Raw genomic sequence first — 11,287 nt, 5'->3', positions numbered from 1 at the left:
TTCTCCTTGAGGTCGGGACGGCTCGCCGGGCGACCTCACCGGGGCGGGTGAACCCGCGGCAACAACGGCGAAAAGCCCGCCTGCGCGGGCTCCTTCGGCGCATTCCGAGGGTTCGGCACGACCGAGCGAATTTACGCCGGAGTGTGGGGAAACGCGAACGCCCGGAAGCGGGGCTCCCGGGCGTCGCAAGGCTGCCGATGTCGCTCGCGCTATTCGTCGGGGGCGGCGCGGGGGGCGCCGCCGGCGGTGTCGGCTGTGGCCGCGGCGGCGGGGGCGGCGAGGCTCTCGGGCTTGGCGTAGTGCGAGACGATGCTCCACGGCGCGGCCCACGCCTTCCGCAGCACGAACACGTCGGTGCCGATGAAGCTGCGCTCGGCGCCGGCCGCATCGCGCACCTTGTAGGCGACCTGCACCGTGGCGAAGGCCAGGTCGCCGCTCACCTTGAACTCCACCACCGAGGTGCGCACCGGCTCCACCTTCGGCAGCAGCCGCGCGAAGTAGTCGCGGATGCTGCCGCGGCCGGTGAGCATGCCCCCCTCGGCCGGGTAGAAGGTGGCGCTCCCGGCGTAGAGCTCGGTGAGCGCGCGGGGGTCGTCGCTCCCCCACGCCGACTCGAAGTCTGCCAGGAGGGCGCCCACCTGCTGCCGGGCCTCCGCCTCGAACTGCCTGCGCCCGTCGTTGGCGGAGCCGCCGAGCCCGTACATCTCGCGCTGCGCGGCGGCGGGGTGCGCGGCCAGCGCGGCGGCGGCGAGCGAGGCGGCGAGGAATGCGGTCTTCACGCGGGGTGTTCGGGACGGTTTGCGAGATGGGGGAGGCCGGGCGCCCGGCCGGGTCCGCTGCTACGGCGCTGCGGGAGCGAATGTTCCCCGGCGGGACGAACTGCGTCGCGAGAACGCCCGCCGCTCCCGGATCGTGACATGGCGGGGTGCCCCCTCCCCCGCGCGGCCCTCGGCTGCTCGTTCCTCGCAGCCAGAGGGCGCGCTCCCCTCCCCCGCTGCGCGGTAGAGGGGAAACACCTCGGCGCTTCGCGCGACGAAACCGCGTGCGGAACGAATGCGGGTGCGCGGTTGAAGCCTCGCGGGGTTTGCGAGGCTTTCCGTGGTTCCAGCCGCGGGTTTACTCGCATTCGAACCCCGGCACTCGCGGATCTGGCGCTCGCGCGACGGAGATTGAACGACGAAGGGCCGGCGCACGCGCCGGCCCTTCGTCATGATCGATTCTCGTCAACCGACGATCAATGCTCGTCGCCGCAGCCGCAGCCCGCGCCGCAGCCGGGCGCGTTCTTCGGCGCGCGGGCGAGGGCGAGCGTCTTCCACCAGCGGCTCGCCAGGTAGGCGGCGGCGCCGAGCACGATCCCCGCGACGATCAGCGTCTGCAGCATCGGGTCACCTCCTCATCCCAGGCCGAGCAGCCGCCCGCCCTGGTACACCAGCAGCGCCGACAGGTACGCCAGCGCCAGCATGTAGCCGAACTGGATCGAAGCCCAGCGCACGCCCGTCCACCCCCCGCCCGTCTCGCGCACCACCACGGCCACCGTGCTCATGCACATCATCGCGAACACGTAGAACACCATCAGCCCCACGGCCACCAGCGGCGTGTACGCCCGCATCCCGGTCTCGGGGTCGCGCTCGGCGCGCAGGCGGTCGCGCAGCGACGTGGACGACTCGTCGGCCGCGCCGATGCCGTAGATGGTGCCCATGGTGGAGACGAACACCTCGCGCGCGGCGAACGAGCTCACGATCCCCACGCCGATCTTCCAGTCGTAGCCCAGGGGGCGCACCGCGGGCTCGATGGCGTGCCCCAGCCGCCCCAGCACGCTCCCCGCGAGCTGCGCCTCCTGCGCCGCCTCCTCGCTCGTCCCCGGCGCGGCCTCCGTCTTCGGGTAGGTCGCCAGCGCCCAGAGCACGATGGAGAGCGAGAGGATGATGGTGCCCGCCTTCCTCAGGAAGAGGCTGGCGCGGTGCGAGACCGACATCGCCAGCGAGCGGACGCTGGGGAGTCGGTACGGCGGCAGCTCCATGATCATCGGGCGGGCGCGGCCCTTCAGCAGCGTCTTCTTGAACACCGCCGCCATCGCCAGCGCCGTCACCGTCCCCAGCAGGTACATCGCCAGCAGCGTCACCCCGCGCAGGTTGAAGACGCCGGCCACCGCCACCGGCGGGATGAAGGCGCCGATCAGGAGCGTGTAGACGGGGATGCGCGCCGAGCAGCTCATCAGCGGCAGCACCATGATCGTCGCCAGCCGGTCCTTGGGGTTCTCGATGGTGCGCGTGGACATCACTCCCGGCACCGCGCAGGCGTAGCCGGAGAGCAGGGGGATGAAGCTCTTCCCGTGCAGCCCCACGCTCCTCATGAAGCGGTCCATGATGAACGCGGCGCGCGCCATGTAGCCGCTGTCCTCCAGGACGCCGATGAAGAGGAAGAGGATGGTGATCTGCGGGAGGAAGACGAGCACCGAGCCCACGCCGGCGATCACCCCGTCCACCACCAGCGAGCTGAGGTCGCCCGGGGGGAGCGCGGAGCCGGCCCAGCCGCCCAGCGCGCCGAAGAGCCCCTCCACCCAGCCGATCAGCGGCTCGGCCCAGGAGAAGATGGCCTGGAAGACGAGCGCCATCAGCCCCACGAAGATGAGCGGCCCGCCCACGCGGTGCAGCACCACGGCGTCCACGCGGTCGGTGAGCGTGCGCTTCCCCGTGGCCGTGCGGGTGACGCAGCGCTCCACCACCCCGGCGATCCAGCCGTAGCGCGCCTCGGCCTCCAGGCTGCGCGGATGGAGCCCCGCCGCCTCGACCTCCGCCCGCGCCCGCGCCACCGCCGCCGGGAGCCCGGGGATGCCGGCCAGGTGCTTCCCCGGCTCGGCCACCGCCAGCAGCCGGAGCGCCTCCATCGCCGCGGCGGACTCGCCCAGGCCCCCGGCGGCGAGCGTCTCCTCCAGCGGCCTGAGCGCGCCGGCGGCCGCCGCGGGGAGCTCGAAGCGCCGCTCCGCGCGCGGGAGCGACGGCGCCTTCGCGACCGCCTGCTTGAGCAGCTCCAGCCCCTCGCCCTTCGTCGCCACGGTGGCCACCACCGGGGCGCCCAGCTCCAGCGTCAGTTCGACCGGATCGATCTTCAGGCCCGCGGCCTGCGCGGCGTCCACCTGGTTCAGCGCGACGACCGTGGGAAGGCCCAGCTCCAGCACCTGGCTGGCCAGGAAGAGGTTGCGCTCCAGGTTCTGCGCGTCGGCCACCACCACCACCACGTCCGGCGTGTCGAGCCCCTCGGCGCGGCCCAGCAGCACGCCCAGGGCGATCTCCTCGTCGGGCGAGCTGGCGGAGAGCGAGTAGGTGCCGGGGAGGTCGAGCACGGTCACAACGCGGCCGTCGGCGCCCTGGTAGCGGCCCTCGACGCGCTCCACCGTGACGCCGGAATAGTTGCCCACGCGCTGCCGCATCCCGGTCAGCGCGTTGAACAGCGTGCTCTTCCCCGTGTTGGGGTTGCCGACCAGCGCCACATGCAGCACACCCCCGCCGCGCGCGGCCGCGGGCGAGGGTGCAGGGGGCGCAGGACGGGTTCCTGCCGTGACTGCTTCCATCTACTCCACCGTGATGTGCTCCGCCTCCGAGCGGCGCAGGGTGAGCATGAAGCCCCGGAGCTTCACTTCCAGCGGGTCGCCCAGCGGGGCCCTGCGCACCACCTCGACGGTGGTGCCGCGGATGAGCCCCAGGTCCATCAGCCGCTGCACCGCGGCGTGGTCTCCGCCGACCTCGATCACCCGGCCGCGCTCGCCGGGCGCGAGCGAGCCGAGCGTCCGCCGCTGTTCCAAGCTCAGCTCTCCAGCGGCAGCACCGTGATGGCGTGGGCGAGCCCCTGCCCCAGCGCCAGCCGGGCGCCCTTGACCTCCAGCAGCATCCCGTTGCGCGAGTCGAGCACGCGCACGCAGGTGCCCTCGAAGAGCCCCAGCCCGCGCAGCCGGTGCGCCTCGCCGTGGTCGCACTCCATGCGCAGCACGGCGGCCTGGCACCCCGAGGCGCACGCGGCCAGCGGGCACTCGGCGCAGCGCGGCGACGGTGCCTTCGGGCCTTCCTTGCGGGCGAAGAGGCGCTTCAGCATCCGGCGGTCTCGGGTGAAGCTGAGAATCAGTTTCAACGAGCGGATTCGGAAGATACCCTCTCCCTCGCGCGCACGCAAGCGTTGGAATCCACACGGCCTGCAAGGACGCGGAGGATCGGGATCTCCGCCCGCCAATGAGCCCCCGCCGCAGCGGGGGACGCCCTTACGCGCGAAACCGATCTCCCGCATGAGAGCCCGCAAAGTACCCTCTCCCGAAGTTGGGAGAGGGTGGCGACGCGGTAGCGGCGCCGGGTGAGGGCCGGCCGGGCCGCCCACCGCGCACACCTTGCCCGTCCATGGTGTATACGGTTAGCGTTCGGTACGCGCGTCCCCCCGCCGTCGTACTCCCGTACTTTCGTACTCTCGTACTTTGAGCAGCAGCACCGCGGACACAAAGTCCCTGCGCCTGACCGGGACGCAGCTCGCGCAGTACTTCCGCTTTCGGTGCGAGCGCCAGCTCCGCTACGAGCTGGTGCCGCGCGCCGCGCGCGGGATCGACGTGCCCGCGGAGAACGCCGATCCCACGCGCGGGCCGCTGGTGGGCGTGCGGCCGGGGATGGGGCTGCTCACCGCGGCCGGGCGGCGCTTCGAGCGGAAGAAGCTGGCCGCGCTCGTCCGCCACTTCGGTCCTGACGCCGTGCTCGTTGCCGGGACGACGCCGCGGGGGGACGCGCGGCCGATCCCGTACGAGCGCGTCGTCGCCGCGCTGCGCGAGCCCGGGCCGCTCCGGTTCCTCGTCCAGCCGCAGCTCGCCCTCCCCGATCCCGCCGCCTTCGCCCGGCGCCACGGCTTCGACCCCGAGCTGGTGGAGCTCGCCCCCGCGCAGCCGGACCTGGTGCGCATCGGCCGGACGCGCGGCGGGCGGCTGCGGCTGGGGGTGATCGACGTCAAGTGGAGCCGCGAGCGCGCAGTGCACCACTTCGCGCAGGTGGCGTTCTACACGCTGGTGCTGGAGGAGGTGGTCCGCGCCAAGGGGCTGGACGCCGCCGTCGACACGCGCTGGGGGTGGGTGTGGTCGCGCGGGGACCGGGCGCCGCGGCGGTTCGCGCTGGCCGCCTACCGCCACCACGTCGAGGCCTTCCTCCGCGACGAGCTGCCGCGCATCGCCGCGCTGGAGCCGGCGCGGGCCGCCTGGCACCTGGGGAGCGGGTGCGGCGCCTGCGCCTTCTTCCACCACTGCCGCGCCGAAGCCGACCGGACGGACGACCTGGCGCGCGTCCCCGGCCTCACCCCGCTCGGGCGCGAGGTGCTGCACGGGCGCGGCATCCGCTCGGTGGCCGCGCTCACCCGCGCGGGGCTCTGGCGCGACACCTACACCGGCTGCCACGCCCTGGAGAGCGCCGAGACGGCGCTCCGCCAGCGGGCCCAGGCGCTCAGCTACCGCAAGCTCTTCGAGGTCGAGAAGCAGACGCACCGCGTGGGCGGCGGCGAGCGCGTCCGCGTCCTGGTCACCGCCGAGGGCGACCCGGCGAGCGGCACCGTCTTCGCCCTCGGCCTCAGGGTCGAGCGGGCGGGCGCGCGCGCGGCAACGGACGTCTTCCTGTCGAGCGGCGGGACGCGGGCCGCGGAAGGGGAGATGCTGCGCGCCTTCCTGGCCCGCGCGGGCGCCGCCGTGGCGGAGATGCTGGGCGCTGACGAAGGGAATGGGAACGGGAGGCCGGCCGAGAAGCCGGTCCACCTCTACCTGTACGACCGCGCGGAGCTGGAGCTGCTGCGCGGGCTCCTGCAGCGCCACGTGGCCGACCCCGCCGCGCAGCCGGGGATCGCCGCGCTCGCCGGGCTCCTCTTCCCCACGCGCGGCGTCGCGGGCCTGCGCTCGGCGCCCGCCGCGCCGGGGACGGTGCTCCTCGACGCGGTGGCCGACCTCTTCGCGCTCCCCGTCCCCTACGCGTGGGACCTGGCCGCCGTCTCGGCCGCGCTCCGGCCCGCGGAGCGCGCGTGGGTGCACCAGCCGCGCGAGGACTACGGCTGGCCGCTCTCCAGCCAGGTGGCGTTCGAGCGCATCCACAACGTCTGGCGCCGCCGCCCGCACCGCGGCCAGGCGCCCGACGAGGTGCGCGGCGAGATCGAGCGCACCGTCCGCTCCAAGCTCTCCGCCCTCGACTCGGTGCTGCGCGCGCTCCGCGAGCAGGCCGCGCGTAGCCGCCTGCCGAAGCTGCGGCTCGACGCGTCGGGCCCCGCTCCGGGCGTCTCCGCCGAGCCGATCGGCGACCCGGTGCTGGAGACGCTCCGGATCTTCACCGAGCTGGAGGCGGCGGCCGAGTCGCTCGCCATCCGCGCCCTGCACGCGCTGCCGTCGAGGGACCGCGCCCGCCGCTTCGAGTGCATCCGCCACCTGGAGCCGGTGGAGCGGCCGTCGGAGAAGGAGTGGGTCTTCGAGTTCGACCCCGACTGCCGCGAGGCCAAGTTCCGCCCCGGCGACTTCGCCCTGGTGCTGACCAACGACGACGGCGAGATGCTGCTGGAGACCGACCGCAAGCCGTGGCTGCGCCGCAAGCTGATGGTGGAGCTGGTGGGCTACGACCTCTCCGGCCTTCGCCCGCGCGTGACCCTGGCCTCGGACTACGGCTTCGCGCGGCTGGAGAAGGAGGGCGTGCTCAAGTTCGGGCGCATGTGCGTGCTGGACCGCGCCGAAGCCGACTTCAACACCCGCCGCGTCGTCTCCACGCTCCGCCACCTGGCCGAGGGCCACGGCGAGGCCGCGTTCGTCCGCGCCCTTCTCGATGGACGGGTGCCGGCGGACTGGCTCCTGGCGCCGCTTGACGCGGAAGGCGCGTGGGCGGACACGCTCGGCGGGGCGGGGAAGGCGGTGCTGAACGCCGAGCAGGCGGCCGCCTGGCGAGCGGCGTTCGAGCGCGCGGTCACCGTCGTCTGGGGCCCGCCGGGGACGGGGAAGACGTACCTGCTGGCGTGGATGCTAATCGGCCTGGCGGCGGCCGCCCGGCGCGCGGGGCGGCCGCTCCGCATGCTGGTGAGCGCGGCCACGCACCGCGCCATCGCCAACGTGCTGGTCCGCTGCGCCCGCGAGCTGGCGGGAAGCGGCGCCCAGGTCCCCCTACGCGTCGTCAAGCTCCAGGGCCGCGGCAGCGAGGCCGACGCCGAGGTCGAGGCCGCCGGCGTGGAGCTGGTGGACGACCGGAAGCTGGAGGCGGTCCTGCGCGAGGCCGACGAGACCGGCGTCCCCGTGGTGGTCGGCTCCACCGTCTGGTCGCTGTGGAAGCGGATGCGCGCGGCCGGGCAGGAGGAGGCCGAGGACGACTCGGAGGTGCCGATCCACCCCCTCTTCGACGTGGTGGTGGTCGACGAGGCGTCGCAGGTGAAGGTGCCCGAGTCGCTGGTGGCCCTCTCCTCCATCCGCCGCGGCGGCCGCGTGATCCTCACCGGCGACGACCGGCAGCTCGCGCCCGTGCTGCGCGGCAGCTACGACCGCGAGAACACGCTCTTCGGCTCCTCGTTCTCGCACTACGCCCGGGCGTTCCGGCCGCTGATGCTGCGCGAGAGCCACCGCATGAACCGGCCGCTCACCGCGTATCCGCGGCGGACCTTCTATCCCGGGCTCGTCTCCACCGTCCCCGGCCGGCGCCTCCTCGTCGCTCCCGGCGGCGTGGACCTCTCCGACCCGCTGGACGCGCTGCTCTGGGAGACGTTCTTCCGCCCCGAAGACTCCGTGGTCTTCTGCACCTACGGCGGCTACCGGGCGACGGCGCGCAACCCCTTCGAGGCGCGCCTCGCCGCGCGCCTGGTCGCCCTCGCCCGCGCGGGGCTGGCCGATCCGGGCACGGGAGAGCGCTACACGGCCGAGGCGTTCCGCGACCGCGCGCTGGCGGTGATCTCGCCGCACCGGGCGCAGAACAGCGCCATCCTGGCCGAGCTGCGCGGCGCCGGGTGGGCGCACGGCGAGCTGCCGGTGGTCGACACGGTGGAGCGGATGCAGGGGAACGAGCGGGAGATGATCGTGGCCTCCTACGCCGTCGCCGACCGCGAGTACGCCGAGCGCGAGGCGGAATTCCTGCTGAGCCCCAACCGCTTCAACGTGAGCATCACCCGCGCGCGCTCCAAGCTGGTGGTGCTGATGAGCGGCGAGGTCCTGCGCACGCTCCCCCGCGACGAGCGGGTGATGACGGCCTCGCTGGCCGTCAAGGGCTACCTCCACCAGCCCTGGCGCGAGGTCCGCGAGGTCGAGCTCCCCGCGCCGGACGGCTCTCGCGTGGCGGTGCGCGTACACGTGCGGTGACTCCACCGGCCTCTTATCATCGTCGTGGATCCTCGTGGCGCGCCCGGGTCCCGTGACCCGCGGCCGCCCGAAACCCCGGACCCGCCACCCGCCGCCTCCGCGATCGCCAGCCGCGGCGCGGGCGGCGCGCCCGTTCCGATCCGGACGTTCACCCGCGGAGGAGCCATGCTCAGGAGACTCGGACCGCTCGTCGCCGTCCCTCTCGTCCTCGCCACGCCGCTCGCCGCGCAGGAGCCCGCCACGGCGTTCCGCGACGTGCGCGTCTTCGACGGCGAGCGCGTGATCGAACGGGCCACCGTGGTGGTCCGCGGCGGGCGCGTCGAGGCGGTGGGGCCGGCGGTCCGCGTCCCCGCCGGCGCGGCGGTGGTGGAGGGCGCCGGGCGCACCCTTCTCCCGGCGCTGATCGATGCGCACACCCACTCCTTCGCTCCGGCCATGCTCCAGGCGGCGCTGGCGTTCGGGGTAGGGACGCAGTTCGAGATGTTCACCGCCGCTCAGCTGGCCGCCGCGTGGCGCCGCGAGCAGCAGGCGACGGGCGCGCCGGAGCGGGCCGACGTGCTCTCGGCCGGCATCCTGGCCACCGCTCCGGGCGGCCACGGCACCCAGTTCGGAATGGCGATCCCCACCGTCGCCTCCCCGGCGCAGGCGGACTCGTTCGTGGCCGCGCGGGTGGCCGAAGGCTCGGACTACCTCAAGATCGTGGTGGACGACGGGGCCGTGTACGGGATCCGCTTCAACACCCTGGACGAAGCCACCGTGCGGGCGCTGGTGGAGGCGGCGCACCGGCGCGGAAAGATGGCGGTGGTGCACGTCGGCACGCTGGCCGATGCGCGGACGGCGGTGCGCGCCGGCGCGGACGGGCTGGTCCACGCCTGGGTGGACAGCGTGCCCGAGCCCGGGCTGGTGCGGGAGATGGCGCGGCGGCGGGTGTTCGTGGTGCCCACCCTCACCGTGCTGGAGAGCGTCACCGGCACGGCGGGCGGCGCCGCGCTGCTGCGGGACGCCCGCTTCGCGGCCGCCCTGGGGCCGGACGAGTCGGAGTCGCTCCGGCGCGCCTTCCCCACCCGGCCCGGAGCCACGGCGAGCTACGACGCCGCGCGGCGGACGGTGGCGGCGCTGCGCGCGGCCGGAGTGCGGATCCTGGCCGGGAGCGACGCCCCCAACCCCGGGACCACGCACGGAGCCAGCATCCACCGCGAGCTGGAGCTGCTGGTGCAGGCGGGGCTCACCCCGGTGGAGGCGCTGCGGGCCGCCACCTCGGTGCCGGCGGGCGCGTTCGGGCTCGGCGACCGCGGCGTCATCGCCCCCGGCATGCGCGCCGACCTGCTGCTGGTGGAGGGGAACCCCGCCGCGGACGTGACCGCCACCCGCGCCATCGCGGGCGTGTGGAAGGCCGGCCGCCGCCTGGACCGCGATGCCTTTCTCGCCGCGGTGGCGGCGCGCCGGCAGGCGGCCGCGGCGGGGCCGCCCGCGCCCGGCGGCGTGCCCGGCAGGGTGAGCGGGTTCGACGACGGCGCGCCGGCCGCCGCGTTCGGCGCGGGGTGGACCACCACGACCGACGCGATGATGGGCGGGCAGTCCACGGCCGCCCTGGAGGTGGCGCCCGGGGGCGCGGGCGGCACCTCGCACGCACTGCGGGTCCGCGGCGAGCTGCGCCAGGGCGGCGCGGCGCCGCAGCTCTGGGCGGGCGCCATCTTCTATCCCGGCGAGCGGCAGATGAGCCCGGCCAACCTCTCGGCGGCCCAGGGCTTCCGCTTCCACGCGCGCGGCGACGGGCGCACCTACCTGGTGATGGTGTTCAGCGCCGAGCGCGGGATGACACCCGTCTTCCGCCCCGTCACCGTGGGGGCGGAGTGGGCGGAGCACGTCTTCCGCTGGAGCGACTTCGAGGGAATCGACGGATCCCGGGTGCTGGCGATCGCCGTGGTCGCGGCGCCGCCGGCCGGCGCGTTCGAGCTGTGGCTGGACGAGGTGGAGCTGCGCTGACCGGTCCGGCGCAGGGTCCACGGAGCTCGGTGGGCGAGAGCCGGGCGCACGGGCTCCCGGTGCTGCGCACCCTCCCCCGCGACGAGCGGGGTGATGACCGCCTCGCTGGCCGTCGAGGGCCACCTCCACCAGTCCTGGCGCGAGGTCCGCGAGGCGGAGCTCCCCGCGCCGGACGGCTCGCGCGTGACGGTGCGCGTCCACGCGCGGTAGCCGCTTTTCCGGCGCGTTGCCGCGCGCGGACGCCGGTCCGGGTCTTCCCCCTTTCGGTCGTGGACCTCGATCCCGAACGAAGCTCCGCCAGCCGGTACGAACCTTTCCCCCCACCTGCGAGAGACGATGAAGAAATACGGGGACCTCAGAGGGAGTGAGCGCTGCATCTACCAGGCGTTCACCCAGGCGGAGTCGGCCACCCCGGAGGCAATGGGCGAGCTCGTGAACGCGGCGGGATACGACGCCGACGACGGGCGGGCGGTGCTCGTGCTGGCGAAGCAGTACGGCTTCGGGAAGGTGGAGGCCTACACGGGCGCTTTCTTCCTGGACGAGGTCCGGCACGAGCGGAACGTGGAGCTCATCGCGGTGATAACGAGGAACCGGCTCCCCAGCTCGCTCTTCCCGGACATCTGGAACGCCGGCGGCGGCAGCGCGGACCGGCTGCTCACCGACAAGCGGCTCGACAACGTCGAGTGGCACGCCATCTACGGCAGGGCGGACGGGGCGGGGAGGGTCACCTGGCACGACGAGCAGAACCTCTGGCGCAACGGCCCCGTGCGCGGCGACTACCTGCTCTGCTGGACGCGAGAGCCGTAAGCCGGCCCCACTTTGTCCCGCCGCGTCGCACCGGGCCCGGTAAACACGTTATTCTCCGGCGTGGTCCGCCGACTCCTCCGCTGGAACCTCCCTCCCCCGCAGACCGATGCCGCCGTTCCCCTTCCTCCGCCGCGCGCTCCCGCTCCTCCTGGTCCCCGCGCTGCTGCTGGG

Annotated in this window: 8 protein-coding genes; 3 read left to right on the top strand and 5 right to left on the bottom strand. The window is 74.3% G+C overall.

Annotated features, from left to right (window positions below; genetic code table 11):
- Positions 1 to 209: 209 nt before the first annotated feature.
- From VF746_12675 to VF746_12655, 5 genes are all read right to left on the bottom strand, one after another.
- Positions 210 to 779 carry a nuclear transport factor 2 family protein gene (locus tag VF746_12675; protein HEX8693273.1) on the bottom strand — a complete coding sequence of 190 codons (570 nt, stop codon included), beginning with the start codon at positions 777 to 779 and terminating at the stop codon, positions 210 to 212.
- A 455-nt stretch (positions 780 to 1,234) separates the two neighbouring features.
- Positions 1,235 to 1,381, bottom strand: coding sequence for a hypothetical protein (locus VF746_12670; protein HEX8693272.1), 147 nt, complete (start codon positions 1,379 to 1,381; stop codon positions 1,235 to 1,237).
- Positions 1,382 to 1,393: 12 nt separating this feature from the next.
- Positions 1,394 to 3,499 carry a ferrous iron transport protein B gene (gene feoB / locus VF746_12665; protein HEX8693271.1) on the bottom strand — a complete coding sequence of 702 codons (2,106 nt, stop codon included), beginning with the start codon at positions 3,497 to 3,499 and terminating at the stop codon, positions 1,394 to 1,396.
- A 72-nt stretch (positions 3,500 to 3,571) separates the two neighbouring features.
- Positions 3,572 to 3,802, bottom strand: coding sequence for a FeoA family protein (locus tag VF746_12660; protein HEX8693270.1), 231 nt, complete (start codon positions 3,800 to 3,802; stop codon positions 3,572 to 3,574).
- 2 nt (positions 3,803 to 3,804) lie between these two features.
- Positions 3,805 to 4,089 carry a FeoA family protein gene (locus tag VF746_12655; GenBank protein HEX8693269.1) on the bottom strand — a complete coding sequence of 95 codons (285 nt, stop codon included), beginning with the start codon at positions 4,087 to 4,089 and terminating at the stop codon, positions 3,805 to 3,807.
- Positions 4,090 to 4,459: 370 nt separating this feature from the next.
- Here VF746_12655 and VF746_12650 point away from each other — a divergent pair, with 370 nt between their 5' ends.
- The 3 genes from VF746_12650 (at position 4,460) to VF746_12640 (ending at position 11,116) form a co-directional block, all read left to right on the top strand.
- Positions 4,460 to 8,323 (top strand): AAA domain-containing protein, encoded by a 3,864-nt coding sequence (locus VF746_12650; protein ID HEX8693268.1) that lies wholly within the window; start codon positions 4,460 to 4,462, stop codon positions 8,321 to 8,323.
- 165 nt (positions 8,324 to 8,488) lie between these two features.
- Positions 8,489 to 10,309 carry a CIA30 family protein gene (locus VF746_12645; protein HEX8693267.1) on the top strand — a complete coding sequence of 607 codons (1,821 nt, stop codon included), beginning with the start codon at positions 8,489 to 8,491 and terminating at the stop codon, positions 10,307 to 10,309.
- Between the two features lie 336 nt (positions 10,310 to 10,645).
- Entirely contained in the window at positions 10,646 to 11,116 is a 471-nt protein-coding gene (locus VF746_12640; protein HEX8693266.1) for a hypothetical protein, read from the top strand.
- The last annotated feature ends 171 nt before the right edge of the window (positions 11,117 to 11,287 follow it).

The organism is Longimicrobium sp. (assembly GCA_036389795.1).
Lineage (GTDB): Bacteria > Gemmatimonadota > Gemmatimonadetes > Longimicrobiales > Longimicrobiaceae > Longimicrobium.
Note: the sequence above shows the minus strand (reverse complement) of the source record. Positions and strands in the feature narration are given on the sequence as shown.

What these genes read in the sequence shown, in the direction of transcription:
- VF746_12670 (HEX8693272.1), bottom strand. Translation starts at nt 1,381, where the DNA reads ATGCTGCAGACGCTGATCGTCGCGGGGATCGTGCTCGGCGCCGCCGCC.
- VF746_12655 (HEX8693269.1), bottom strand. Translation starts at nt 4,089, where the DNA reads ATGCTGAAGCGCCTCTTCGCCCGCAAGGAAGGCCCGAAGGCACCGTCG.
- VF746_12645 (HEX8693267.1), top strand. Translation starts at nt 8,489, where the DNA reads ATGCTCAGGAGACTCGGACCGCTCGTCGCCGTCCCTCTCGTCCTCGCC.
- VF746_12640 (HEX8693266.1), top strand. Translation starts at nt 10,646, where the DNA reads ATGAAGAAATACGGGGACCTCAGAGGGAGTGAGCGCTGCATCTACCAG.